24 protein-coding genes are annotated in these 26,034 nt (G+C 67.9%); 12 read left to right on the top strand and 12 right to left on the bottom strand.

Going from position 1 to position 26,034, the window contains the following annotated elements; all coding sequences use genetic code 11:
* Positions 1-18 precede the first annotated feature (18 nt).
* Positions 19-786: a class I SAM-dependent methyltransferase gene (locus G3M62_RS23725; protein ID WP_165191001.1), complete on the top strand. Its 768-nt coding sequence runs from the start codon at positions 19-21 to the stop codon at positions 784-786.
* A gap of 15 nt (positions 787-801) precedes the next feature.
* Here the strand turns inward: G3M62_RS23725 and G3M62_RS23730 are convergent, their stop codons facing one another.
* From G3M62_RS23730 to G3M62_RS26820, 5 genes are all read right to left on the bottom strand, one after another.
* Positions 802-1,164, bottom strand: coding sequence for a hypothetical protein (locus G3M62_RS23730; protein WP_165191002.1), 363 nt, complete (start codon positions 1,162-1,164; stop codon positions 802-804).
* 74 nt (positions 1,165-1,238) lie between these two features.
* Positions 1,239-2,156 (bottom strand): Gfo/Idh/MocA family protein, encoded by a 918-nt coding sequence (locus G3M62_RS23735; RefSeq protein WP_165191003.1) that lies wholly within the window; start codon positions 2,154-2,156, stop codon positions 1,239-1,241.
* 11 nt (positions 2,157-2,167) lie between these two features.
* The gene (locus G3M62_RS23740) at positions 2,168-2,917 is read right to left on the bottom strand and encodes an ABC transporter ATP-binding protein (protein ID WP_165191004.1); all 750 of its coding nucleotides are present in this window, start codon (positions 2,915-2,917) and stop codon (positions 2,168-2,170) included.
* Positions 2,918-2,920: 3 nt separating this feature from the next.
* Positions 2,921-3,712, bottom strand: coding sequence for an ABC transporter permease (locus G3M62_RS23745; protein ID WP_281360076.1), 792 nt, complete (start codon positions 3,710-3,712; stop codon positions 2,921-2,923).
* A 67-nt stretch (positions 3,713-3,779) separates the two neighbouring features.
* Positions 3,780-4,376 (bottom strand): acyltransferase, encoded by a 597-nt coding sequence (locus G3M62_RS26820; protein ID WP_165191006.1) that lies wholly within the window; start codon positions 4,374-4,376, stop codon positions 3,780-3,782.
* A 118-nt stretch (positions 4,377-4,494) separates the two neighbouring features.
* Between G3M62_RS26820 and wecB the strand changes: the two genes are divergently transcribed.
* Positions 4,495-5,553: a non-hydrolyzing UDP-N-acetylglucosamine 2-epimerase gene (wecB, locus tag G3M62_RS23755; RefSeq protein WP_165191007.1), complete on the top strand. Its 1,059-nt coding sequence runs from the start codon at positions 4,495-4,497 to the stop codon at positions 5,551-5,553.
* A gap of 28 nt (positions 5,554-5,581) precedes the next feature.
* Here wecB and asnB (G3M62_RS23760) read toward each other — a convergent pair whose 3' ends face one another.
* Positions 5,582-7,501: an asparagine synthase (glutamine-hydrolyzing) gene (gene asnB / locus G3M62_RS23760; protein ID WP_281360077.1), complete on the bottom strand. Its 1,920-nt coding sequence runs from the start codon at positions 7,499-7,501 to the stop codon at positions 5,582-5,584.
* Between the two features lie 182 nt (positions 7,502-7,683).
* Here asnB (G3M62_RS23760) and G3M62_RS23765 point away from each other — a divergent pair, with 182 nt between their 5' ends.
* From G3M62_RS23765 to G3M62_RS23775, 3 genes are read left to right on the top strand one after another with little or no spacing between them, the layout of a single operon-like run.
* Entirely contained in the window at positions 7,684-8,664 is a 981-nt protein-coding gene (locus tag G3M62_RS23765; protein WP_165191009.1) for a Gfo/Idh/MocA family protein, read from the top strand.
* 27 nt (positions 8,665-8,691) lie between these two features.
* A complete protein-coding gene (locus tag G3M62_RS23770; protein WP_165191010.1) occupies positions 8,692-9,870 on the top strand; it encodes a DegT/DnrJ/EryC1/StrS family aminotransferase in 1,179 nt (392 codons plus the stop codon).
* Positions 9,867-11,246, top strand: coding sequence for a nucleotide sugar dehydrogenase (locus G3M62_RS23775; protein WP_165191011.1), 1,380 nt, complete (start codon positions 9,867-9,869; stop codon positions 11,244-11,246). The genes G3M62_RS23770 and G3M62_RS23775 overlap by 4 nt, the downstream gene beginning before the upstream one ends.
* A 57-nt stretch (positions 11,247-11,303) precedes the next feature.
* Here the strand turns inward: G3M62_RS23775 and G3M62_RS23780 are convergent, their stop codons facing one another.
* Positions 11,304-12,521: a glycosyltransferase gene (locus G3M62_RS23780; protein ID WP_165191012.1), complete on the bottom strand. Its 1,218-nt coding sequence runs from the start codon at positions 12,519-12,521 to the stop codon at positions 11,304-11,306.
* Positions 12,522-12,650: 129 nt separating this feature from the next.
* On the opposite strand from G3M62_RS23780, the gene asnB (G3M62_RS23785) reads away from it, so the two are divergent.
* Positions 12,651-14,486, top strand: coding sequence for an asparagine synthase (glutamine-hydrolyzing) (asnB, locus tag G3M62_RS23785; protein WP_165191013.1), 1,836 nt, complete (start codon positions 12,651-12,653; stop codon positions 14,484-14,486).
* On the opposite strand, the gene G3M62_RS23790 is transcribed toward asnB (G3M62_RS23785), so the two are convergent.
* Both G3M62_RS23790 and G3M62_RS23795 read right to left on the bottom strand, forming a co-directional pair.
* Positions 14,452-15,666 (bottom strand): glycosyltransferase, encoded by a 1,215-nt coding sequence (locus G3M62_RS23790; RefSeq protein ID WP_165191014.1) that lies wholly within the window; start codon positions 15,664-15,666, stop codon positions 14,452-14,454. The two genes, asnB (G3M62_RS23785) and G3M62_RS23790, sit on opposite strands and share 35 nt — an antisense overlap.
* Positions 15,638-16,201 carry an acyltransferase gene (locus tag G3M62_RS23795; protein WP_205691927.1) on the bottom strand — a complete coding sequence of 188 codons (564 nt, stop codon included), beginning with the start codon at positions 16,199-16,201 and terminating at the stop codon, positions 15,638-15,640. Before G3M62_RS23795 ends, G3M62_RS23790 begins: the two co-directional genes overlap by 29 nt.
* Positions 16,202-16,400: 199 nt before the next feature.
* Between G3M62_RS23795 and tkt the strand changes: the two genes are divergently transcribed.
* Positions 16,401-18,347 carry a transketolase gene (gene tkt / locus G3M62_RS23800; protein WP_165191016.1) on the top strand — a complete coding sequence of 649 codons (1,947 nt, stop codon included), beginning with the start codon at positions 16,401-16,403 and terminating at the stop codon, positions 18,345-18,347.
* The gene (locus G3M62_RS23805) at positions 18,344-19,552 is read left to right on the top strand and encodes a threonine ammonia-lyase (RefSeq protein WP_165191017.1); all 1,209 of its coding nucleotides are present in this window, start codon (positions 18,344-18,346) and stop codon (positions 19,550-19,552) included. The genes tkt and G3M62_RS23805 overlap by 4 nt, the downstream gene beginning before the upstream one ends.
* A gap of 174 nt (positions 19,553-19,726) precedes the next feature.
* On the opposite strand, the gene G3M62_RS23810 is transcribed toward G3M62_RS23805, so the two are convergent.
* On the bottom strand, positions 19,727-20,593 hold the full coding sequence (locus tag G3M62_RS23810; protein ID WP_165191018.1) for a UTP--glucose-1-phosphate uridylyltransferase: 867 nt from the start codon (positions 20,591-20,593) through the stop codon (positions 19,727-19,729).
* Between the two features lie 183 nt (positions 20,594-20,776).
* Between G3M62_RS23810 and bamJ the strand changes: the two genes are divergently transcribed.
* Positions 20,777-21,295 carry a BamJ family beta-barrel-assembly machinery protein gene (bamJ, locus tag G3M62_RS23815; protein WP_165191019.1) on the top strand — a complete coding sequence of 173 codons (519 nt, stop codon included), beginning with the start codon at positions 20,777-20,779 and terminating at the stop codon, positions 21,293-21,295.
* Here bamJ and G3M62_RS23820 read toward each other — a convergent pair.
* Entirely contained in the window at positions 21,292-21,924 is a 633-nt protein-coding gene (locus G3M62_RS23820; protein WP_165191020.1) for a glutathione S-transferase N-terminal domain-containing protein, read from the bottom strand. The genes bamJ and G3M62_RS23820 overlap by 4 nt on opposite strands.
* A gap of 100 nt (positions 21,925-22,024) precedes the next feature.
* Here G3M62_RS23820 and argE point away from each other — a divergent pair, with 100 nt between their 5' ends.
* Complete coding sequence (gene argE, locus G3M62_RS23825) at positions 22,025-23,218, top strand: acetylornithine deacetylase (RefSeq protein ID WP_165191021.1); 1,194 nt, start codon at positions 22,025-22,027, stop codon at positions 23,216-23,218.
* Here the strand turns inward: argE and G3M62_RS23830 are convergent.
* Entirely contained in the window at positions 23,181-24,218 is a 1,038-nt protein-coding gene (locus G3M62_RS23830) for a glycosyltransferase family 2 protein (RefSeq protein ID WP_165191022.1), read from the bottom strand. The genes argE and G3M62_RS23830 overlap by 38 nt on opposite strands.
* Positions 24,219-24,252: 34 nt before the next feature.
* Here G3M62_RS23830 and rfbC point away from each other — a divergent pair, with 34 nt between their 5' ends.
* Together rfbC and rfbB are read left to right on the top strand one after the other, a co-directional pair.
* On the top strand, positions 24,253-24,825 hold the full coding sequence (rfbC, locus tag G3M62_RS23835) for a dTDP-4-dehydrorhamnose 3,5-epimerase (RefSeq protein WP_165191023.1): 573 nt from the start codon (positions 24,253-24,255) through the stop codon (positions 24,823-24,825).
* A gap of 145 nt (positions 24,826-24,970) precedes the next feature.
* On the top strand, positions 24,971-26,032 hold the full coding sequence (rfbB, locus tag G3M62_RS23840; RefSeq protein WP_165191024.1) for a dTDP-glucose 4,6-dehydratase: 1,062 nt from the start codon (positions 24,971-24,973) through the stop codon (positions 26,030-26,032).
* Positions 26,033-26,034: the final 2 nt, after the last annotated feature.

A 26,034-nucleotide genomic window follows, 5' to 3' on the forward strand; every position in this document is an offset into this window, starting at 1 on the left:
AAAGAGGAGGAAACCACCTTGGGGCAAAAGGTCAAAAAGCCGACGTACTGCAGCGTGGCCGAGATGTCGGTCGCCGGCAACGCGTGGGACCGGACCTGGGGCGAAGCCCTGGCCACCTCGATCGACGACGCCTTGATCCCCGCCGTGGAATGGCGGCGAACGGAGGCGCGCGGCCTGTCCAAGGTCAGCGCCGAACAGATGACGAGCGTGACTCTGGCCAAGCATGGACCCAGCGGCCGCGCCTCGCCCTGCGGCCTGTTCATCCCCGGCTCGGCGATCGCCGGGCGACGGGTGGTCGAACTGGGCTGCGGATATGGTTGGCTCGGCCGCCAGCTGACGCCGTGGACGTCGCGTTATCTCGGCATCGACGCCTCCCGTCTGGTGCTGGCCGTCGCCAAGTCGACCCAGCGACGGGGCATGCGGTACGGCCACATCAGCGACGAAGTGGTGTTCCGGGATCTGAGGGGCACCTTCGACACTCTGGTCACCCACAACACGCTCTTCCACCTGAACAGATCGCATCTGACCGGCGCCCTGATCCGGATGCGCACCCTGCTGCGGCCCGGTGCCCTGGCCACCGGCGAGTTCTGCACGATCCGTCCCGGCTCGGTCGCCGGTGTGATCTATCCGTCCGAGCGGAAGCTGGACCTCAAGGTCCCGAGCTGTGGCTACTATTTCGATCAGGCAAGCTTCGCCGCGGCTGTCGGCGCGGCGGGTTTCGATGTCCTGGCGTTCAAGCCCGACTCCGCCGGGATCAGCTGCCAGGCCTTGATGAAGATGAAATAGGCCGCGCCGTCGGCCCTAGACGGAAGGCCTCGGCGACGACGGGGCGCCATCCAGGGCCGCCTCGCCATCCTCCACCGGAGCGGCGTGCTCCAGGATGGCCGTCATCGGATCATCCGGCGTTGGATCATCCGGCGTTGCGGGCGTCGCCTCGATCCTCTGAGCCCAGGGCAAGGCGTCGCCGTTCAGATACTGCTCGCTGGCGACTTCGCCGTCGATGTCCTGCGTGACCACCCCAGTGGCGGTTTCGGCGTTCTGCGCCAGGTCGGCGGCCAGGGCCAAGGCCTCGTCACGCGAGGCTTCGCGCGCCAGGGTGCGGCCATCTTGGCTGACGCGCCACTGATCGCCCTCGGCGACGACATAGATGACCTGTTCGAGCATGGCGACCTCGCAAAACCGACACCTTGGAAACGCGGCCTCTGGGACCATCGTTCCGTGGGCTTCAGCGGCGATCGTCAGCCGATGCAGGCCAGAGCGAGCTCGAGGTTGCGCTGACCGTCCCAGCCCGAAACCGGCGCGGCCGCGCCTTCACGGATCGCCCTCAGGAAGGCGGCGTGCTCCAGCTTCAGCGGTTCGGCCTGCTCGACGAACAGGTGCCGCGTCTCATAGGCTCCGTCCGGCTTATAGTCCGAATAGGCCGTCGCCTGGCGGGTGATCAGATCGGCCACCACGAAGCGGCTGGCCGTGGCCACCTGGAGCTGGCGCACCCGGAAGGGCGTGAGCCAGTTGCAATTGATCTGGGCCTGCGCGCCGTTCTGGGTCCGCGCGAGGATCATCGCCACGTCCTGAGCCGAGCCGTGGGCCTTGGCGTGCTGGCATGTCACGTCGACGATGTCCGAGTCGGTGAGGAAGCGGACGATGTCGATGTCGTGCACCGCCAGGTCCATGATCACGCCGACATCACCCATGCGCGGCGGGAACGGCCCGGCCCGCGTGATCGAGACGGAGATCACCGCCTCGCCCTCGCAAGCCTTCTTGGCGGCCAGGACGGCGGGGTTGAAGCGCTCGACGTGGCCGACCATCAAGACCTTGCCGGCGGCGTCCGCCGCCGCGATCATCCGCTGGGCTTCCGCTGGCGTATTGGCGATGGGTTTTTCCACGAGGACGTGGACGCCCCGCGCCAGAAGGGCCTCGGCCAGGGGCGCGTGCAGGTGGTTCGGCGTCGCCACCACCGCGAAGTCGATCCCCGCGGCCAGGGCCTCGTCCAGATCGGCGAAACCCTGGCAATTCAGTTGCTGCGCCATCTGGGCGCGGCGCGCGGCGTCGACCTCGACCACGCCGACCAGCTCCGCGTCCGGCGCCTGAGCCAGCATCCGCGCGTGATACGCGCCCATGATCCCGGCCCCGAAGACCGCGCCCCGAAGTTTCGACATCTTGTTTGACCTCAGGCGGCGTGAGTCGTGGCCATGTAGGTGGCGACGGCGTCCGCGTAGGACCCATCGAAGGCGACGCGGCCGTCCTTCATGTAGATGCCGCGCCGCGCGATCGAGTCCGACAGCGACAACGCGTGGGTGGCCAGCACGACCAGACCGGCGTTGTTGATGATGTTGATCATCCGCTTGGTGGCCTTCTCGATGAAGGCCGCGTCGCCGGCGCCCAGAACCTCGTCGATCAGCAGCACGTCGGCGTTGAAGCTGGTGGCGATCGAGAAGGCCAGGCGGATCCGCATGCCGGCCGAATAGGTCCGGATCGGCATGTCGATGAACTCGCCCAGTTCGGCGAAATCGACGACGTCGTCGACGATCGACCGAGCCTGCTTGGTGCTGGCGCCCATGTAGCGGGCGCGGATGACGATGTTGTCGCGGCCGCTCGCGTCCTCTTCCATGCCGCTGACCATGTCGAGCAGGGTGCGGATGGAGCCTTGGCGGCGGATGGAGCCGCCGGTCGGCTCATAGATGCCCGCCATCAGCTTGAGCAGGGTGGACTTGCCCGCGCCATTGCCGCCGACCAGCGCGATGCGGTCGCCGGCCGTGGCCGACAGCGTCACGTCGCGCAGCGCCTGCACCATGACCCGGTTATGGTCGGTGGTGCTGCGGCTCTTGAGGGGCTTGATCAGCTGAGTTCGAAATTGGCGGGCGGCGACCCCGTAGACAGGGAACGTCAGCGAGACGCCTTGAAGGTCGAGACTGGCCATGGGCTAGATCCAGAAGGGCAGGCGGCGGCGGGTGAGAACGAAGACCCCGAGTCCCAGGATCAGGCACACGGCCGCGGAGGCCAGGGCCCGCGACCAGGCGTGCGGCAATGTCGGTTCGTTGATCAGCGGCGCACGCATCACGTCGAGCAGATAGGTGATGGGGTTGAGCAGCACGATGGCCTTGTTGCGCACCAGGGTCTCGGGCCGCCAGTAGACCGGCGACAGAAGCGCCCCGATCCCCATGGCCATGCCGATCAGGGGCACCATGTCGCGGAAACGCGGCGTAAGGCACGCCACGACGAAGACCAGGCCCGTCACGGCCGTCAACACCAGCACGATCCCGGGGATCGCCATCAGCATCGACAGCGACGGGCGGATCCCCATGACCAGCGCCACGACAAGGAAAGCCACGAGGTGGTGAGCGGTGACGATGGCGTTGCGGATGATCGCGGACAGGATCATCAGGCCATAGGGCAGCGGCGAACCGGACAGGTGGTTTCGCGCCGAGATCAGGGTGGTGCAGGCCTCGATCAGCGACTGCGAGAGGAAAGACCAGATGATGATGCCCATGAGAACGAAGGGCAGCGCCTTGCGCAGCTCTCCGCCGAACAGGCCGGTCATCACGAAACTGAGGGCCGAGGCGGTGACCAGGATCGAGATGCTGACCCAGAACGGACCGATCAACGAGCGCGCGTACCGCACGCGCAAATCCTGCCAAGCCAGAAAGAAGGCCAGCGGAAGACGAGCAAAGCTGTCTTGCAGATCCCGAGCGCTAACCTGGAGTGCGTTTTTCATAAAAGTGTCCGAACGGCGTGACGCGTGCGATGATTCACCGGCAAGAGCCCGGCGAAACGGTCAATTTTTAGACCGGATTCACGACCTCACTGATCTCTAGCTCAAAACCGCACGGTGAGGACAGAAAGACCCGATCGCCGTCGCGTCCGACAACGCTCATCCGCCGTCCCGCCGGGGAGATGTAGCCGATCACGCGGGCCGGGTTGCCGACCACCAGCGCATGCTCGGGCACATCCTTGGCGACCACGGATCCAGCGCCCACCAGCGCCCAACGCCCAATGGTGACGCCCGGGGTGAGCACGGCGGCGCCGCCGATCGAGGCGCCGTAACGCACGGTCACACCAGACACGACCCAATCATCCGCGCTCTTGAAGGATCCGTCAGCATTGATCGCGCGCGGAAACCGGTCATTCAGAAGCACACAGTGCGGACCCAGAAGAACCCCATCCTCGACGGTGGCTCCTAGATAAACGCTAACATTGTTCTGGATTTTGCAGTTGGAACCGACGTTGACATCAATATCCACAAATGCATTTTTGCCAATGCTCGTGGCGTCACCAATCACGGCGCGCTCGCGAACCTGAGCATTATTCCAGATCTTAACCCCTTTACCCAACTTGGCCAGCGGGTGGACTTCAGCCGTTGGATGGATAAGAACTGTCATCAAATCACATGAGGTTCGAAATTCTTGATGGCAGGGAATGGCCCAAAAGCCCTTCGGCTGTCAAGCGGACTCACTTCTACCCAAACTGTTCTCATACTGGAAAAATCTGGAGCCTCAAATGCCGCAGCGGCGAATTTTCAGCGTGGTTGGGGCGCGCCCCCAATTCATCAAGGCCGGGCCTGTCGAACGCGCGTTCAAAGACCACGCCGCGTCGCGATCCTATATCGTCCACACCGGACAACACTATGACGCCAACATGTCTGAGGTTTTCTTCGAAGAACTGCAGATTCCGCAACCATCGTTCAAACTGAACATTTCAGGCGGCTCGCACGGTGAGATGACGGGCCGCATGCTGGAGGCGCTGGACCGCCTGTTCATCGACGAACGGCCCGATGGCGTATTGGTTTACGGCGACACCAACTCCACCCTGGCGGGCGCGCTGGCCGCCAGCAAGCTGAGCATCCCGGTCTTCCACATCGAGGCGGGTCTCCGCTCGTTCAACCGGGCCATGCCGGAGGAGATCAACCGCGTGCTGACCGATCACGTCAGCGATCTGCTGTTCTGCCCCACGGCCGCCGCCGTCGAGAACTTGGTCCGCGAGGGCGTGACCCAGGGTGTGTACGCGGTCGGCGATGTCATGCAGGACGCCACCCAACAGGCGGCGGCTCGCGCCGAAACCGCGTCGACGGTGTTGGAGACCCTGGATCTGGTCGGTCGCCCCTACGTGCTCTGCACCATCCACCGCGCCGAGAACACCAACGACCTCGACCGGCTGCGGGCCTTGCTGGACTACGTGCGCGAGACGGCCGCTGGACGGCTCATCGTCTTCCCGGTCCACCCCCGCACGCGCAAGATCTGCGAGGCGGCCGGTATCGGCCTGGAAGGCTTCATGCCCATCGACCCCGCCGGCTATCTGGATCTGCAGCGCCTGATCAGCGGCTGCGAACTGGTCTGCTGCGACAGCGGCGGCCTGCAGAAGGAAGCCTATTTCCATCGCCGGCCCTGCGTGACCCTGCGCGACGAAACCGAGTGGGTGGAAACGATCGACGCCGGCTGGAACCGGCTTTGGCGCACGCCGGACTTCGTCTCGCCCCGCCGCGGGATCACCGACTACGGCGACGGTCACGCCGCGCGCCGGATCGTCGAGCACATCGACCAGTGGTTCGCGACCGCCTGAACAGGGCGGGCGACCGACCGGCCCTGGCCTAGCCGGCCAGGGCCAGCGCCGCCTGGCGCTTCTGGTGGGCCACGTCGTGGAACTGCTGGTACCACAGCTCCAGCGACAGCATTCCCCAGGCGGTGCGCGAGAACGACCCCATCGCGGTCATGTTCTTCAGGACCTCGTCACGGCGCACCCAGGGTCGCGTTCCGGCTCGCGCGCTGTTGAAGGTGTCGTGGACGAAGCTCCGCAGTTCGCCCCCGAACCACTCCTTGAGGGGCACGGGGAAGCCCATCTTGTCGCGCCGGTCCAGCAGCGATGGCGGCAGGCGCTGGCCGAACGCCTGGCGCAGCAGGTTCTTGGACACGCCGCCCGTCAGCTTGATCGCGGGCGACAGCGAGGCCACGAACTCGACCAGCGGCCGATCCAGGAAGGGCACCCGCGATTCCAGGCCGTGCGCCATGCCCATGCGATCCTCGACCTGCAGCAGGGCCGGCAGGAGGAAGCGCATGTCGAAGCGCATCATCTTGTCGAAATAGGCCCGTTCGCCCACGCCCGCTTCATTGAACACACTGGTGAACCGCTCGGCCACCGAGGCCATGGGCAGGTCTTCCAGCTCGACCTCGCCGGCCATGTCGACCGTGCGGTTGATCAGGCGCAGGTAGCGTTCGTCGAACGGCCCGAACAGGCCCGAGGACCAGGTCGATTTGATCAGCGGCTGATACTCCCGCAGCGACGACAGCTGCGGCAGGATCGAGGCCAGCGGGAGATCTCGCAGGCCCGGATCGTCCTCGCCCTGGATCGCCGCCCGCAGACCCTGCTCGAGATAGCCGACCATGTACCGCGAGTAGCCGCCGAAAATCTCATCGCCGCCCTGGCCGCCCAGCACCACCTTCACATGCTCGCCCGCCAGCTTGGACACCATGTATTGCGGAAACGAGCCAGGGCCCGCCACCGGCTGGTCCAGGTGGTAGATCACCTTGGGCATCGACTCGATGAAGTCCGAGGCGGTGATGTCGATCTCGTGCAGGCGGCCCGACGCCGAAGCGGCCGCTTCACGCGCGTAGCCGCTCTCGTCGTAGCCCGGAAATTCCGTGAACTTGCCGTGGAAGAAGTCGCGGTTCTCGTGATTCCCCTCCGCGGCCATGATCGCGATGAGGCTGGAATCGACGCCGCCAGACAAATAGGCGCCCACCGGCACGTCGCTGCGCAGGTGCAGGGCCAGCGACTCCTCGACCAGGGCCTCGAGACGCTCGACGGCCTCGGCCTGGGAGATGTCGCGATAGGCGTATTCGGGCCGCCAGTAGGCGCGCGTCCTGACGTGTCCGTTCTCGATGACCATGGTGTGGCCCGCGGGAAGCTGACAGACCCCGGCGAACAGGGTGCGCTCGCTCAGGGGAATCTGCAGCGCCACGTATTCGGCGAAGGCTTCGGGATCGGTCTCGACGTCGGGCAGGAACGGCAGCAGCGTCTTGGCTTCCGACGAGAACATCAAGAGCCGGCCGACCTGGGCGTAATAGAGCGGCTTGATGCCGAACGGGTCGCGCGCCAGGGTCAGTCGCCGCTCACGCGGCCGCCACAAACCGTAGGCGAACATGCCCCTGAAGCGCTCGACCGCCTCGTCGCCATGGCGAGCATGGGCGGCCAGGATCACTTCGGTGTCGGTGGCGCTGCGGAAGGTCCAGCGATAGGACAGCGCCGCCCGCAGTTCCACGAAATTGTAGACCTCGCCGTTGTGCACCAGCACCGACTCGTCCTGGCCCACCATCGGCTGCGCGCCGCGGTCGCTCAGGTCGACAATCGCCAGGCGACGGTGCGCCAATCCCACGGATTCATCGGGCGACACCCAGACACTGTGGCCGTCGGGGCCACGGTGCGCCTGGATGTCGTTCATCATCCTCAGCCTGCGGGCGAGTTGGGGGATGCGCTCACCATCGAGGTGGATCATGCCCGCTATGCCGCACATATTGATCTCCGAAGCCCTGGCGCTGTTCGCGACCGCTCTACTATCCCGGCCTTTCCCAGTTTCCAACCTCGTGGCGCCGTGACGCTTCGGCCCGATCGCACGCGCCAGGATCGTCGTAATCTCGTTGCTTTACTACCCAATAGCGAAGCGCTATGCCCGGTCCTCCATTTGGAGGCGCCATTTTGGCTGGTCGTATAGCCGTCGTCGGTTGCGGGTACTGGGGCAAGAACCTCGTTCGAAATTTCGCGGAACTGGGAGCCCTGGGCGCGGTGGTCGATCCACGGCCTGAGGTTGCGCAGGCCCTGGCGACCACGCACGGCGTCCGCGCTCTCTCGCTGGAAGCGTGCCTTGCCGATCCCACGATCGAGGGCGTCGCGGTCGCCGCCCCCGCCGAACTCCACGCCGAGGTGTGCATCGCCGCCTCGAACGCCGGCAAGCATGTCTTCGTCGAGAAGCCCATCGCCCTGACCGTCGAAGACGCCGAACGGATGAAGGCCGCCGCCGAAGCGAACGGCAAAGCGCTGATGGTCGGCCATCTGCTGCGCTATCATCCCGCCTTCGAAACCCTGGCCGACATGGTGCGCGACGGCGCGATCGGCGCGGTGCGCTACGCCTATTCCGACCGCCTCAGCCTCGGAAAATTCCGGGTCGAGGAAGATGTCTGCTGGAGCTTCGCGCCCCACGACCTGTCGATGCTGCTGACGTTGATGGACGCCGATCCCGTCTCCGTGACCGCCACGGGCGTCGACATCGTCACGCCTGGCGTCGACGACATGAGCCGCATCGAGATGGCCTTCCCGGGCGGCGCTCGCGCCCATGTCTTCACCGCCTGGCTGCACCCGTTCAAGCGCCACCTGCTCACCGTCGTCGGCGAGACGGGGATGCTGGTGTTCGAGGATTCGGCCGCCGGTCCCGAGAAGCTGCGGCTGTATCGCCACGGGATCAAGCGTGGCGACGGCGCTCCCGAGCCCGTGAAAGCCGAGGCTGAATACGTGCCCTATCCGTCCGAGGAACCGCTGAAGCGCGAATGCCAGCACTTCCTCGACGTGGTCGAAGGACGGGAAGCCACGCCGCGCACCTCGGCGGACGAAGGCATCCGCGTGCTCAAGGTTCTCACCGCCGCGAGCGCCTCGGCCCGTCGCGCCTCGACCCAAAACGCCTAACCCGTCTATCGACGCCGGAGCCTTGTGATGTCCGCCCCTAAAACGCTCGCCTTCATCGATCTCCTAGCCCAGCGCCGCCGCCTGGGCGAGCGGATCGACAAGGCCGTCATGTCCGCCGTTGACGCCGGCCAGTGGATCATGGGGCCGCAGGTGCGCGAGTTCGAAAAGCGCCTGGCCGAGTTCGGCGGCGCCAAGTTCGCCCTGTCCTGCGCCAACGGCACCGACGCCCTGGCCCTCCCGCTGATGGCCTGGGACATCGGACCGGGCGACGCGGTGTTCTGCCCGTCCTTCACCTTCGCCGCCACGGCCGAAGTCGTGCCGTGGGTCGGCGCTTCGCCGGTGTTCGTCGACATCCTGCCCGACACCTTCAACATGAATCCGGCCGACCTCGAGGCCGCGATCGCCAAGACCAAGGCCGACGGCAAGCTGACCCCCAAGGTGGTGATCGCCGTCGACCTGTTCGGCCAGCCCGCCGACTATCCGGCCATCAAGGCCATCTGCGACCGCGAAGGCCTGAAGCTGATCGCCGACAGCGCCCAGGGCTTCGGCTGCACGCTGGACGGCAAGCACCCGCTGCACTGGGCCGACGTGGCCACCACCAGCTTCTTCCCGGCCAAGCCCCTGGGCTGCTACGGCGACGGCGGGGCCGTGCTGACCAACGACGCCGGCCTCGTGGAGCTGATGGATTCGCTGCGCGTGCACGGCAAGGCCACGCAGCGCGACGTCGAGGGTCGCTCCTTCGCCCACGATCCGAAGTACCTGAACATGCGGGTCGGCATGAACAGCCGCCTCGACACCATCCAGGCGGCCATCCTGCTGGAGAAGCTGGACGTCTACGCCTGGGAGATCGACCGCCGCAACGAGGTCGCCGATCGCTACGCCCAACAGCTGTCGGACGTCGCGCGCACCCCCGCGGTGATCGAGGGCGGCCGCTCGACCTGGGCGCAATACACCATCGAGGTCGAGGACCGCGACGGCCTGGCCCAGGCCTTGAAGGCCGTGGGCGTGCCGACGGCGGCCTACTATCCGATCCCGCTGCACATGCAGCCGGCCTATGACAGCCACCCCCTGAGCCCTTCGGGCCTTCCCGTGACCCTGGACAAAGCCAAGCGGGTCATCAGCCTGCCGATGCACCCCGACCTGAACGTCGAGGACCAGGACTACATCATCCAGAGCGTGCGAAACGCGATTGGCGCCAACGCATGAAACTCGACGCTTTCTCCAGGCACGACACGGACGCGGCCTTCGAGGCCCTGGCTGTTGATTGGGTGCGGCGGGCCGACGCCCGCGAAATCACCGTGGGCATCATGGGCCTGGGCTATGTGGGTCTTCCGCTGGCCCGCGCCTATGTCGAGAAGAACGTCCGGGTGATCGGCTACGACATCGACGAGGGTCGGGTCGCTCAGCTCAACGCCGGCGAGTCCTATTTCGCGCACATTGGCGATCCCATCGTCTCGAACATGCGCGCCAGCGGGCTGTTCGAAGCGACGACCGCGGTCGAGCGGCTGGCCGAGGCCGACGCCATCCTGCTGTGCGTGCCCACGCCCCTGGACATCCACCGCGAACCGGACCTGTCCTTCGTGCGGGACACGACCAACGCGATCGGCAAGGTCCTGCGACGCGGCCAGCTGGTCGTGCTGGAATCCACCACCTATCCCGGCACCAGCTCGGAGGTGATGATCCCGCTCCTCGAGGCCGCCTCCGGCCTGAAGGTCGGACGCGACTTCGCCGTGGCCTACAGCCCCGAGCGCGAAGACCCCGGCAACCCGCACTTCGACACCACCACCATCCCCAAGGTGGTCGGCGCCGACACGGACGCCGAGCGCGACATCGCCGTGGCCCTCTACCGCCTGATCACGACTCCGGTGCCCGTCTCCAGCCTGCGCGCCGCCGAGGCCGTCAAGCTGACCGAGAACATCTATCGCCTGGTCAACATCGCCCTGGTCAATGAACTGAAGGGCGTGTTCCGGAGCATGGGGATCGACGTCTGGGAGGTCATCGACGCGGCCAAGACCAAGCCGTTCGGCTTCCATGCCTTCTATCCGGGTCCCGGCCTGGGCGGGCATTGCATCCCCATCGATCCGTTCTACCTGACCTGGAAGGCCCGCGCCTTCGGCCTGTCGACCCGCTTCATCGAACTGGCCGGCGACGTCACCAACCAGCTGCCGCGCAACGTGATCGAGGCCGTGGCCGAGGCGCTCAGCGACCGGCTGTCCATCGCCATCAACGGCGCCAAGATCCTGGTGGTGGGCCTGGCCTACAAGAAGAACATCGACGACATGCGCGAAAGCCCGTCGCTGATCCTGATCGATCTGCTGCAGGCCCGAGGCGCCAAGGTGTCGTATCACGACCCCTACCTGCCCTCGATCCCGCCCACGCGCGAGCATCCGGAACTGGCGGGCTGGGAATCCACGCCGCTGACGCCGGAAAGCCTGGCTCAGTTCGACTGCGCCCTGATCTCCACCGATCACGACAACATCGACTACGAACTGCTGCTTGAGCATCTGCCGCTGGTGGTCGACACGCGCAACGCCGTGGCGCGGCACGTCGCGAAACCCAGCGACAAGGTCGTGCGCGCCTAGAACGACGTTCAGCCGCCTCTCACGTTTCCCAGGCCCGGTCGCCGGACCTGGGAAACGCTAGAGCGCCGTCAGACGGGCGACCTCGGCGACGAAAGCGGCGGCGTTCGCTTGCCAACTGTGCGCGGCGGTGAAACGCGCGGCTCCAGCCCGGGCCAGGGCCATGTCGTCCTCGGTCAACGCCGCCACGCGCGCCGACAGGACATCCGGCGCCGCGCCCGAGGGCGTCAGGAACGCCACGCCGTAGGGCTGGGCCAACCGCCGGATTTCCGGCAAGTCGGTCGCCAGCATCGGCACGCCGGCGGCGGGATATTCCCAGAGCTTGTTTGGCGTGCAATGGCGCTGGTTGAGGCTGAGATCCTCGTAGAGCAAGGCGCCCAGCGCCGCCCCCGCCGTCCACGACGGCAGCTCGGCGAACGGCGCCGGCGGAACGAAGCGCACCCGGTCCGGATCGGCTTGTTCGCGCAGGCGCGCCTCCAGTCGACCCGACCCCATCAACACCAGCGCCCAGCCGGCCGGCAGGCCCGCCCCCGCCTCGACCAGGGCTTCCAGTCCGCGCATCGGCGCCAGACCGCCTTGGAAGAGCAGGATCCGCACATCGTCGGCCAGGCCCGCGGCCCGGTGCAGGCGGCCGTCATAGACCGGCGGCGTCGCCTGGTCGGCGGCGTTGTGAACCAGGACCGCGCGCGGGAAATCCGGCCGCCGCTCGGCATACAGCCCCGCGATCCCGGCGTTGACGGTGACGAAGCCGTCCAGCGCCGGCGCCGCGCCGGCCTCGATCCGGCGCACCCATGCCGCGCGGGCCGGGTCGCCCTGCACCTCCTCTTCATGGAATTCGTGCGCGTCGTAGATCAGGCGAGCCCCACTTAGAGTCTTGGCCCGCGCGGCCGCCGGCAGGGTTTCGGGATCCGAGCAGACGATCACGTCCGGCCGCCAGGCCGCCACGGCGTCGGCGGCGGCCCGGATCTGGGCGCGGTACTCGAACCATTGCGCCGCCGTCCGGCGAGCGTCCGACCAGCGGGCGCCACGCGCCAACGCCGCCGCGAACACGCCGCCCGAGAGCAGTCGGCCGCTTCGCCGGGCCCGCCAGTCCGGCGTCGTCACATCCGGCGCGGAACGGTCGTGGTCGACCATCGCGAAGCTGGCGACCTGAGCCCCCGCGGCCGCCAAGGCGGCCCTCTGCTTCAGCAGGCGCCCATCGCCGCGATCGAAGATCCGCGCGAAGAGGGCGACCTTGCGGCCGGTGAGATCGGAAGGGAGATCGGAAGCTTGCGACATGGCCCTATATACCCTAGGCCTCGCCGCGACCGCGCGCCGAATTTACGACGATAACGACCGCGCGCCAGACGGAGTCGAAGGGTCATGTGCGGCATCTGGGCGTCGATCGGCGTTCGCAGGGACGAGCGAATGCTGTCGACGATCTGGCGGCGCGGCCCCGACGGCGAGGGCTGGCATGAGCCCGGGGGCGAGGGCGCTCCGGTCGTCCTGGGTTTCCGCCGCCTGGCGATCTACGATCTGACAGCCGCGTCCAACCAGCCGATGTCGCGGCGCGTATCGGCCGGTGATCCGGGTCTTCACATCGTCTTCAATGGCGCCATCTACAATTTCCGCGCGCTGCGCGAGGAGCTCGAAGCCGCCGGCCACGTCTTCCACACGCACGGCGACACCGAGGTGCTGCTGGCGGCGTGGGACCACTGGGGCGCCGATTGCCTGGCCCGGCTGGACGGGATGTTCGCCTTCGTCATCCACGACGCCCGCCGACGCAAGCTGATCGTCGCCCGCGACCGTTTCGGCGAGAAGCCGATCCTCTGGGCCAAGGTTCGGGTGGGCCAGGACCAGGGGTTCGCCTTCGCGTCCGACGTCCGCCAGTTGCTGCCCTTCCTGACCGACGGCCGCGCCCTGAACGAGGCCGCGACCGCCGATTTCCTGAATATCGGCGCGGTCGACTTTGACGACAGCACCTTCTTCGCCGGCATCCAACGCGTCCCCGCCGGCTGCTGGGCCGAATTCGACCTGGATCCGAACGCCCCGCCGAGCCGCGAAGCGTTCCGCCCCTGGACCCGTTTCGACGCTGAAGCGGTGGCGGGCGACGATCTGGCCGAGCGGCTGCGCGCGGCCCTCGACGAGGCGGTGGCCTTGCGGTTGGCCGCCGACGTGCCGGTGGGCAGCTGCCTGTCGGGCGGCCTGGACTCGACCCTGATCGTGGCCCTGGCCCAGCGCCGGCTGGCCGAGCGCGGGGCGATGGGCATCCACACCGTCAGCGCCGTCTACGACGAAGACGAGGCGCTTTCGGAACGGCCCTATCTGAACGCGGCCCTGGCCGCCAACGACCACCCCGCGCGGCTGATCACGCCGACCGGGGACGACATGCTGGCCAATCTGGACGCGGTGATCGAGGCCCAGGGCGAGCCCTTCGCCCACAGCTCGGTCTGCCTGCAGTGGTTCGTGTTCCGCAGCGCCCGCGAGGAAGGCCTCAAGGTCATGCTCGACGGCCAGGGCGCTGACGAGCTGTTTGGCGGCTACGACCACATGATCGGCCACCACCTGGCGGAGCGGCTGGCGGCGCTGGACCCCCTCGGCGCGCTGCGTTCGGCCCGCGCCCACGCCAGCGACGGCGCGACGTTCTCGACCAGCGCCTTGGCCAAGGGCGCCTTGATCCGCCTCGCGCCGGAGCAGGCATTGCGAGGCTTCGCGCGGGCCCGCGGGCGCTATCCGCCCGCCGACTGGCCCATGCCAGGCCACGAGCCGGCCTTGGCGCCCGCCCGACCCGGCCATGGCCTGTACGACGCCATGACCCAGGACCTCCTGACCCGCGCGTCGCTGCCCGCCCTGTTGCGCTATGAAGACCGCAACGCCATGGCCCACGGCGTGGAAAGCCGCCTGCCCTACCTGGCGCCGCGCGTCGTCGACCTGGCCCTGGGCATGTCGAGCCAGATCAAGATGCGCGACGGCTGGACCAAGGACATTCTGCGCCGCGCCGCCCAGGGCCTCATCCCCGACGCCATCACGCGCCGCCGCCGCAAGCTGGGCTTCGTGACGCCGCAGGACGGCTGGATGGCCGGCCATTGGCGGCCCTGGGCCCTGGAGCGATTGTCCGAGGCGCGCGCGCGGTTCGATTTCCTGGATTCGGCCGCGCTGGACCGGCTGGAGGCTCAGGTCGGCCATCGAAGCGAAGCCAACGCGGCCGCCTTCCGCCTGGCCGTGTTCGTCAGCTGGTCGGCGATGTTCGACGCGGGTCGCTGACCGAGGCCATCAGCGCCAGGAGGCGGCGGGCGGCGTCCTCGGGGGTGTCGATGCCCGGACCCACGCGATCCCCCGGGCGGCGCTTGACCAGCTTGACCAGCCGCTCCGCGGCGTCGCCCGGATCATAGCCGCCAAGCGCCCGCCACGGACCTTCGCCCGCGGCGATGATCGGGGCTCCGACCGCTCGGTACTCGTAGACCTTGCCGGGAATGGCGGTGGCGTCGCGCGCGGCGGTCACGAGGAAGGCGTCGGCCGCCGCCTGCAAGGTCCGGGTCGTTTCATAGTCCACCGCGCCATACAGACGCACCGCGCCTGGTGGGCCGGCCGAGCCCAGGACCTCGGCTTCCCCGGGCGTGAGGCGGCCGACGAAATGGAACAGCAGATCCGGTCGCGCCGCCGAAGCCGTCGCCACGGCCGTCCGCAACGCCTCGACGTCGCAGAACGGGTCCGACAGCGACACGCTGCCTGTATAGAAAACGTGTACGCGATCAGTGGGCAGCTCGGCGGGCGGCGGCGGCGGGGCCGCGAACTGGGACAGCACCGCCACGACGCCCTTCGGCGCCAGCTGGCGAGCCTCGCGGGCGACCACGTCGTCGACACAGGTGATCAAGTCCGCTCGCCGCAGCAGATCGCGCGCGATGATCGTCTCGATCCAGCGCCTCAGCGGATGCGCCAGCTCCGGACGGAACGGCCGCGTCAGCCACTCGTCGCGCATGTCGGCCGCCCAACGCGCCCCATATCGGCGCGCCAGGGCGGGGCCCGCGCAATGGATGGACTCCGGAGGGCTTGTGGTGATCACCCAGTCCGGCCGGAAATCACCAAGGCCCTCGGCCGCGCGCACGGCTCTGCGCGCCCACCGGATGTCGGCGTCAGGCCACAGCAGCAACCAGCGCGCCCAGGACCTCAGCCGCGCCGACAACGAGGCCTTGACCGCTGGGCCGGCCACGCCGGAAACCTCGGGCGCATGCAGCAGGGGCGCGACGACGCCCGCGATCCCGGCGGGCAGGCCTGGCGCGATCACGCGCACCTGCGCCCCCAGCGCGTTCAGCGCGCGCGCCAACAGGTAGGGCCGGCGCGCGCCGCCGGAGACGTGCGGCGGAAAATGGCGGGCGATCAGCAGGATGCGAAGCGGCGCGTCGGCGCCGCCGGGGTCAGGCCTCGACGCGCCGAAGCTGTCCATTGACGACCTCGTACTTTTCGCCGGTCCGCGGGCACGTGAGATCGTCGCGCAGCACCTCGCCGGCATGGCTGACCCAGCCGATGCGGCGAGCCGGGACGCCCGCCATCAGGGAGAAGGGCTTGACGTCCTTGGTGATCACCGCGCCGGCGGCGATGAACGCGTATTCGCCCAATTCGGAGCCGCAGACGATCGTGGCGTTCGCCCCGATCGTCACGCCCTTGCGCACCTTGGTCGGCGCGAATTCGCCCCGTCGATTGACGCCCGAGCGCGGGGTCACGACGTTGGTGAACACGCAGGAGGGGCCGCAGAACACATTGTCCTCCAGCTCCACGCCTTCATAGAGGCTGACATTGTTCTGGACCCGGCAGTTGTCGCCGATGGTCACGTTCGGCCCCACCATCACGTTCTGACCGAACGAGCAGTTCTGGCCGATCCGCGAGCCGCCGAGAATGTGGGAAAAGTGCCAGATCGTGGTGCCTTCGCCCAAGGTCACATTGTCATCGACATAGGAGGACGGGTGAACGGAGGCCGGCATGCTTTGATCCGTGAGGGTTGTGGGTCGACTCGACCTAGCCCCTCCCGCCGGGCTTGGCAACTCGACGCGCCCCGGGGTGTCGTTCGCTTGCGACGCGCGGCGCAATGATGCAGAGAGACGCCTTCCCGCCATCTCGCCCCAAAGCATTGTCATGACCCTTTCGCCTCCTTCCACCGAGCCGCGCGACGCGGCGCTCGTCATGGCGGACGCCATTCGGGTTCTGGCGATGGACGCGGTCGAGGCCGCCAATTCCGGCCATGCCGGCATGCCCATGGGCATGGCCGACGTGGCCACGGTGCTGTGGACCAAGTTCCTGAAGTACGACGCGGCCCGGCCCGACTGGCCCGATCGTGACCGCTTCGTGCTGTCGGCGGGCCATGGCTCGATGCTGCTCTACGCCCTGCTGCACCTGACGGGCGTCAAGGAAGTGACCCTGGAGCAGCTCAAGCGCTTCCGGCAGATGGGCTCTTTGACCCCGGGCCATCCGGAATACGGCCACACCCCCGGCGTGGAGACCACCACCGGTCCGCTGGGTCAGGGTCTGGCGACGGCCGTTGGCATGGCGATGGCCGAGCGGTCGATGGCCGCCCGCTACGAAGGCCTCGTCGACCACCGCACCTGGGTGATCGCCGGCGACGGCTGCCTGATGGAGGGCGTCAGCCACGAGGCGATCAGCCTGGCCGCCCGTCTTCGCCTGTCGCGCCTGACCGTGCTGTGGGACGACAACGACGTCACCATCGACGGCAAGGTCGGCCTGTCCGACGTCGGCGACCAGCTCGCCCGCTTCAAGGCCGCGGGTTGGGCGGTCAAGGCCATCGACGGCCACGACCACGGCCAGATCCGCCGCGCCCTGGCCTGGGCCACCAAGCAGGACCGGCCGTCCATGATCGCCTGCAAGACGCAGATCGGTCGCGGCGCCGGCGCGATGGCCGGCCACTACAAGGCTCATGGCGTCCTCGGCGCCGAGCACACCGCGGCCGCGCGCCAGACCCTGGGTTGGCCGCACGCGCCCTTCGTCCTCCCCGAAGAGGTGGTCAAGGCCTGGCGCGCCGCCGGCAAGCGCGGCGCCCGCACCCGGAAGGCCTGGGAACGCGACGTGGCCGCTTCGCCCAAGGGCGCCGAACTGGCGCGCGCGGTGCGTGGCGAATTGCCGGCCGCCGCGTTCGAGAATCTGGACGCCCTGATCGCCAAGCAGGTCGTCGAAGCCCCCGCCAACGCCACGCGGGTGTTCTCCGGCGACGCCCTGGCGGCGCTGGTCCCGGCCATCCCCGAAATGATCGGCGGTTCGGCCGACCTGACCGGTTCGGTCAACACGCTCGTGGCCGGCATGGGGACCTTCGATCACCCCGACTACAGCGGCCGCCACGTGGCGTACGGCGTGCGCGAACACGCCATGGCCGCGGCGATGAACGGCATGGCGCTTCACGGCGGCGTCATTCCCTACGCCGGCACCTTCCTGGCCTTCGCCGACTATTCACGACCGGCCATTCGGCTGGGCGCGCTGATGGGCGTGCGGGTGGTGCATGTGATGACCCACGACTCGATCGGCGTCGGCGAAGACGGACCCACCCACCAGCCCGTCGAGCAGGTGGCCAGCCTGCGCGCCATGCCCAACCTCAACGTCTTCCGACCCGCTGACGCCGTCGAAGTGGCCGAATGCTGGTCCCTGGCGCTCAAGAGCAACAAGGCTCCGTCGGTGATGGTGCTGTCGCGTCAGAAGACCGACGCCGTGCGCCGCCAACCCGCGCGCGACAATCTCAGCGCCCGTGGGGCCTACGAACTGGTCGCCGCGTCCGGCCCCGCCCAGGTGTCGCTGTTCGCGACGGGCACGGAGGTCGCCATCGCGGTCAAGGCCCGCGACCGGCTGGAAGCCGAGGGCGTCGCGACCCGCGTCGTCTCCATGCCGAGCTGGTCCCTGTTCGAGGCCCAGGACGAGTCCTATCGCAGCGGCGTCCTGGGCGACGCCGCCGTGCGCATCGCGGTCGAGGCGGGCGTGCGCCAGGGTTGGGATCGCTACATCGGCGCGGACGGCGGCTTCGTGGGCATGAGCGGCTATGGCGCCAGCGCGCCTGCGCCCGAACTCTACAAGGCCTTCGGCATCACCGCCGACCACGTGGTCGAACTGGCGAAATCCAAGCTGGCATGACCTCGTCCCTCGACATCACCGCCATCCGCGCCGCCGCGGCCCGCCTCGCCGGCCAGATCGAGCGCACCCCGTGCCGGTATTCCCGGACGCTGTCCAAGATCACCGGCGCCGAAGTCTGGGTGAAGTTCGAGAACCTGCAGTTCACCGCCGCCTACAAGGAACGGGGCGCGCTGAACAAGCTGATGCTGCTGTCGGACGCCGAGAAGGCCAAGGGCGTCATCGCGGCCAGCGCCGGCAACCATGCCCAGGGCCTGGCCTATCACGGCGCGCGCCTGGGCGTGCCGGTGACCATCGTCATGCCCAAGACCACCCCGTTCATCAAGGTGCAGCACACCCGCGACTTCGGGGCGACCGTGGTGATCGAGGGCGAAAGCTATGACGACGCCAGCGCCCACGCCCGCAAGCTGCAGGTCGAGCAGGGCCTGACCTTCGTCCATCCGTTCGACGACTACGACATCATGGCCGGCCAGGGCACGATCGCCCTGGAGATGCTGGAAGACGTTCCGGACCTGGAGATTCTGCCGGTGCCGATCGGCGGTGGCGGCCTGATCAGCGGCGTGGCCACGGCCGCCAAGGCCATCGCGCCCGACATCCGCATCATCGGCTGCGAGCCGGCGATGTATCCGTCCTTCACCGCCAAGATGCGCGGCGTCACCGCCCATTGCGGCGGCCAGACCATCGCCGAAGGCGTCGCGGTCAAGCAGGTGGGCGAGCTGACCTACGGCGTCGCCCGGCCGCTGATCGACGACGTGCTGCTGCTGGAAGAGCCGCACATCGAACAGGCCGTGGCCCTGTACTGCAACGTCGAGAAGACCATCGCCGAAGGCGCCGGCGCGGCCTCGCTGGCCGCCCTGCTGGCCTATCCCGAGCGGTTCCGCGGCAAGAAGTGCGGCCTGATCCTGTGCGGCGGCAATATCGACACCCGCCTGCTGGCCTCGGTCCTGACCCGTGAGCTGGTGCGCGCCCAGCGCCTGGTGTCCCTGCGCATCGTCGGCGACGACCGCCCGGGCCTGCTGTCGACCGTGGCCAACGTCATCGGCACGATGGGCGCCAACATCATCGAGGTGAACCACAACCGCCTGGCCCTGGACGTTCCGGCCAAGGGCGCGGAGTTCGACATCACCATCGAGACCCGCGACGCCCAGCACACCCAGGACGTCATGGACGCCCTGCGCGAGAAGGGCTACCCGCCGCGCGCGGTGTGACTTCTTCCTTCTCCCCTTGCGGGAGAAGGTGTCGGCGAAGCCGGATGAGGGGTCTCTCAAAAGCAAAACGCCGCGACCAGCTTTGAAGCTGTCGCGGCGTTTCTGTTCTTCAACCCCTCACCCGACCCCACTCCGTGGGGCCACCCTCTCCCGCAGGGGGAGAGGGATCAGGATCTACAGCAGCCCCTTGATCATCTCGCGCGCGGCGTCGGCCAGGTCCGGACGCTTCAGCGCGAGGGCCACATTGGCCCGCAGCAGGCCGATCTTGTCGCCGCAGTCGTAGGTCTCGCCCTCGTATTCCAGGGCGTGGAAATCCTGGCTGTTCAGCAGGCTCAGCATCGAGTCGGTCAGCTGGATCTCGCCGCCGGCGCCCTTGCCCTGCTTTTCCAGCAGGTCGAAGATTTCCGGCTGCAGGATGTAGCGACCCGAGATGAACAGGTTCGAGGGTTCGGTGCCCTTCGGCGGCTTTTCGACCATGCCGGTCATGCGGTTCAGGCGGCCGTCCTGGCCGTCCAGGGCCACGATGCCGTACTGGTGGGCCATGCCCTCGGGCGCCGGCTCGACCACGACGATGTTGCCGCCCTTCTGGTCATAGGCCTCGATGGCCTGGGCCAGGGCCGGGGTGGAGGCCGACATCACCATGTCGGGCAGCATCACCGCGAACGGCTCGTCGCCGATGATGTCGCGGGCGCACCACACCGCGTGGCCCAGGCCCAGCGGGGCCATCTGGCGCACGAAGCTCATCTCGCCGGGCTTGGGCAGCTCGCCCAGCAGCTCTTCGAGAAGGGCGGTCTTGCCCTTGGCGGCCAGGGCCGCTTCCAGTTCGACCTGGTGGTCGAAATAGTCCTCGATCGCGCCCTTGTTGCGACCGGTCACGAAGACGAAGTGCTCGATGCCCGCCGCGCGCCCTTCCTCGACGATGTAGGACAGGATCGGCCTGTCCACGACGTTGAGCAGTTCCTTCGGGGTGGTCTTGGTGCCGGGCAGGACCCGGGTGCCGAAGCCCGCGACGGGAAGGACGGCTTTGCGGACGGGTTTCATGGGAGCCTCATGAACGGTCACTGGGTGGGGACGGTTTCTAGGGCGCGCCGCGATCCGGCGCCACCACTGTTCTGTGACTATCCGTCTCAAACCTGGGCCAAACTTTGGACTGCCGAAAATCGGCGCGCGGGAGAGCACGAAATGGTCTAGCACGGACGAATGTTCCCCGGAGCCCGTCGCCTCATGGTCCGCCCCCTCGGTTTCGCCTTCGCGGCGGCCGCCCTCGCCGCCACCCTGGCCCTGTCGGCCTGCGGTCCCAGCAAGAAGCAGCAGGAAAGCCTGGCCGCCGCCCAGACCTTCATGGCCAGCAACGCCAAGCAACCCGGCGTCGTCACCCTGGCCGACGGCCTGCAGTACAAGATCGTCCGCTCGGGCCCGCCGGGCGGCGCCAAGCCCAACCCGACCGACGAGGTCAAGGTCAACTACGAGGGCAAGCTGGTCGACGGCACGGTGTTCGACAGCTCCTACGAGCGCGGCGTGCCCGCCTCGTTCCCGCTGCAAGGCCTGGTGCCGGCCTGGCGCGAGGCTCTGGTCATGATGCGGCCGGGCGACGAGTGGACGCTCTATGTGCCGCCCGAACTGGGCTACGGCGCCCAGGACAAGGGTCCGATCCCCGGCAACAGCGTGATGATCTTCCGCATCGAGCTGATCGACGTGCTGACCACCAAGATCCAGGCGCCGAAGGAGCGGGCGCCGGCCTAGATCTTCGGCACGGCCATGCCCCGCCGCACGGCGGCCCGCTCGCCCACCCGGTCCAGCCAGGCGCGCACCGCCGGCAGCGGCGGACGGTCGGGCTGGATCTTCTCCAGGGTCTCCAGCGAGGCCTTGGTCCAGGCGTAGCTGGCGATGTCGGCGATCGAATAGTCCCGGCCGGCCAGGTACGGGACCTTTTCCAGCCGCCCCTCCATGACCCCCAGCAGCCGCCGCACCTCGTCGGCGAAGCGGTCGATGGCCAGCTCGATCGGCTCGGGCGCGCGCAGGGCGAAATAGCCCAGCTGGCCGGCCATCGGCCCCAGCCCGCCGACCTGCCAGAAGGTCCATTCCAGCGCCGCCGTCCGGTCCGGCCCCGAGGCCGCCAGCAGCTTGCCGGTCTTCTCGGCCAGATAGACCAGGATCGCCCCGCTCTCGAACACCGACCGCGGACCATCTGGCGCGTCGTGGTCGACGATCGCCGGGATCTTGTTGTTGGGCGAGATGGCCAGGAAGCCCGGCGCGAACTGCTGGTTCTGGCCGATGTCGACCGGATGCACGCGGTACTCCAGCCCCAGTTCCTCCAGGGCGATCGAGGCCTTGCGGCCGTTGGGCGTGGTCCAGGTGTACAGATCGATCATGGCGCGCGTTCCTGCTCGGGGTCGAAGCATAGAACGCCAACAAAGCAGATCAGGGCTCAGGCCGGTAGGCGCGCGCCCGGACCCGCGCTAGGGTCGCGCCATGGTTCCCTCCTCCGAAATCGCGTCCTCGGAAGTCCTGGCCGCTCGCGCCATCGACATCCTGTCCACCTTGGTGGCCTTCGACACCACCTCGCGGCTGTCCAACCTGGCCCTGATCGAATGGGTCGAGGCCTATCTTTCAGACCTAGGTGTCGCTTCGCGCCGGGTGCCCAATCACGACGGGACCAAGAGCAACCTGCTGGCCAGCATCGGCCCCGCGGTTCCCGGCGGCGTCGTGCTGTCGGGCCATACCGACGTGGTGCCGGTCGACGGCCAGCCCTGGACCAGCGACCCGTTCGTTCTGACCCCCCGCGACGGGCGGCTCTATGGCCGGGGAACCTGCGACATGAAGGGCTTCCTGGCCCTGGCCCTGGCCGCCGCGCCGGACCTGGCCAAGAAGCAGCTGGATCGCCCCGTGCACCTGGCCTTCTCCTATGACGAGGAGATCGGCTGCCTGGGCGCGCCGGACATGATCGCGGTGATCGCCAAGGAGCTGCCACGCCCGGCCCTGGTGGTGGTCGGCGAACCCACTGACATGGTCGCCGTGCGCGGCCACAAGGGCATCGCCAGCTTCCGCGTCACGGTCACCGGCCGCGAGGCCCATTCCAGCCTGACCCACCTGGGCGTCTCGGCCAACATGACAGCCATCAAGCTGATGAACCATCTGGTCGAGCTGTCCGAGCGGCTGGCGCGCGAGGCCGACCCGGACTCGCCGTTCACCCCCAAGGGCGCGACCCTGACCATCGGCCAGGTCAACGGCGGCACGGCGGTCAACATCCTGGCGCGGGAGTGCGTGTTCATCTTCGACCTGCGCATGCCCGCGGGCCTGGACGCCAAGACCATCCTCGCCGACTTCTTCGCTATGGCCGAAAGTCTGGACGCCGAGATCAAGGCCAAGGCGCCCGAGGGCGGCGTGGTGGTCGAGACCCGCTCGATGACCCCGGCCTTCGCGCCCGAGATCGACGGCGCGGCCGAGACCTTCGCGCGCCGTATCGCCGGCGACAACGGCCCGCCGCGCGTGGTGCCCTATGCCGCCGAGGCCGGCCAGTTCCAGGGCGCGGGCTTCTCGACCGTGATCTGTGGGCCCGGCTCGATCGACCAGGCCCACCAGCCCGACGAGTTCGTCGAGATCAGCCAGATGGAGCGCGGCGCGGCCTTCATGCGTCGGCTGATCGAGGACCTTTCGGCGGCTTGATCACGCTGCGCATGCCAAACAGATCGAGCGGATTCCAAGTCATGGCCCGCGCGATATCCGACGCGCTGGCGGTGCGCGTGGCTTGAAGGCGCCGGCGTTCCGCCAGCACCGGGCCGAGATTCTTCAACGCCGCCAGAATACCTCGCCAAGCCGGCGCCGCTTCTCCCCGGCTCAGATGGCGCAACAGAAGGACGAAGGTCGCCAGCACATGAAGCGGCGCCGTCCAAAGCAAGGCGGTCGGCGTGTTCTTGGCGAACACCCAGATCCGGTTGCGAGAGCCATGAAACAGGGTGAAGTCGGATCGGACGCCCGTCGAGGCCGAACCGATGTGAGCCACCTCGGCCCCTGGAACCAGGTGCGTCGCCTCGCCGATCAGACGCAGGCGGTAACCCAGGTCGACGTCCTCGCAGTAACAGAAAAAGCTTTCGTCGAAGCCGCCGATCTCGAGAAAGAGGGCCCGATCGATCAGCATGGCCGCGCCGCAGGCTGAAAAGGTTTCACCCTCCGGCGTCACGGCCGGCGCGGCGCGGTGATACCCGCCACGATAGGGGAATCCCGCCAAGGTCATGACATCGCCGGTCCCGTCCAATAGGGCTGGATCAGCCGCGTCACGCTGCAGCGACGTGAAGCAGTGAATGTCCGGTCGAGCTTCCGCGGCGATGACCAGCTGCTTCAACCAATCCGGGCGGGCGAAGGCGTCCGGATTGAGCAGCGCCAGCCAACGCCCTTTCGCCTGGCGCGCCCCGAGATTGTTGCCCGCCGCGAAGCCGAGATTGGCGCCCGGCTCGATCAGGCGCAAATCCGGATCCGTCGCCGCGACGGCCTGCGGCGCGCCGTCGGTGGACGCGTTGTCGACGACCAGAACCTCGAAGTCCGTGAAGGTCTGGGCGCGCAGATGATCAAGACAGCGCGCGAGCGTCGGTCCGCTTTGATAGGCGACGATGATCACGCTGATCAATGGCGCTTCAGCGCTCTTGCCATTGCCGGTGGGCCAAGCCATGCGTGGCGTGCTCATTTCTTAGAGGGTCAGAGTAGTGAAGATCACGCCGATGGCGATTCCCGAGGTGCTGCTTATCACGCCGGCGCGCCATGGCGACGAGCGGGGTTGGTTTTCAGAGACCTTTCGTCAGTCGGCGCTGGAAGAGGCGGGCTTCGCCGGCGGAACCTTCATCCAGGACAACCACGCGCGCTCGACGCAGCGCGGCGTTCTGCGGGGTCTGCACTTTCAGAAGCCGCCCCATGCCCAGGACAAGCTCGTGCGTTGCGTGCAGGGCGCGATTTTCGATGTGGCGGTCGATATCCGCGAGGGTTCGCCGACGTTCGGCCTGTGGGTCGGCGCCGAACTTTCGGCCGAAAACGGCCAGCAGCTGCTGGTCCCCAAGGGTTTTGCGCACGGCTATTGCACCCTCGCCGAGGCTTGCGAGGTTCTCTACAAGGTCACCGCCTACTACGCGCCTCAGGCCGAAGGCGCGCTGCGCTGGAACGATCCCGCCCTGGCGATCGATTGGGGTGTTCCGGTCGATCAGATCACGACCAACGCCCGTGACGCTGGCGCGCCCCTGCTCGCCAGCCTGGACAGCGCCTTCATCCACGACCAGAACGATTGAGCGCGTCATTCGCGCTGGGCTTCCGCCGAAGCCCCGTCGCGGACGCCGATGATGCGGCTGATATTCACGACAGAAGCGCCAACTTCCATTAGAGCCTCTCCAAACGGGCGTCGCACTCACGGACGTCGACCTAAAGGATTCTCCGTTGAAGATTCTCGTCACCGGCGGCGCGGGGTTCATCGGCTCGGCGGTTTGCCGCCTGTTGATCGACGAGATCGGCGACCAGGTCGTCAATCTCGACAAGCTGACCTATGCCGGCACCCTGACCTCGGTGGCCGAGATCGCGGACTCGCCTGACTATGTCTTCGTCCAGGCCGACGTCACCGACCGCGCCGCGGTCGAGGCGGTGTTCAACACCCATCGCCCCGACGCGGTGCTGCACCTGGCCGCCGAGTCCCATGTCGATCGCTCGATCTCCGGCGCGGGCCCGTTCGTCGAGACCAACATCGTCGGCACGTATGTGATGCTGGACTGCGCCCTGGACTACTGGCGCGGCCTGGAGGGCGCGGCCAAGGCGGCCTTCCGCTTCGTCCACGTCTCCACCGACGAGGTCTATGGCAGCCTGGGCGCCGAGGGCCTGTTTGAGGAAACCACCGCCTATGCGCCGACCTCGCCCTATTCGGCGTCGAAGGCCTCGGCCGACCATCTGGCCATGGCCTGGTTCCACACCTATGGCCTGCCGGTGGTCGTCTCCAACTGCTCCAACAACTATGGCCCCTATCACTTCCCCGAGAAGCTGATTCCGCTGATGATCCTGAACGGCCTGGAGCGTCGGCCGCTGCCCGTCTATGGCGACGGGACCAATATTCGCGACTGGCTGTTCGTCGAGGACCACGCTCGCGCCCTGCGCATGATCCTGGAACAAGGTCGCCCGGGCGAGAAATACAACGTCGGCGGCCGCAACGAGCGCAGCAATCTCCAGGTCGTCCAGACGATCTGCGACCTGCTGGACGAACTGGCGCCCGGCCCCGGGGGCTCGCGCCGCGATCTGATCACCTTCGTCGCCGACCGCCCCGGCCACGACCGGCGCTACGCCATCGACGCGACCAAGCTCGAGACCGAACTGGGCTGGCGCGCGCGCGACACCTTCGAGACCGGCATCCGCAAGACCGTCGAATGGTATCTGGCCCGCGCCGACTGGTGGACCCCGCTGCGCAAGACCTATGATGGCGCCCGCCTGGGTCTGCTGACCACCGAGGCCGGCTGATC

Origin of the sequence: Caulobacter soli, from assembly GCF_011045195.1 — a bacterium.
GTDB classification, from domain to species: Bacteria; Pseudomonadota; Alphaproteobacteria; order Caulobacterales; family Caulobacteraceae; genus Caulobacter; species Caulobacter soli.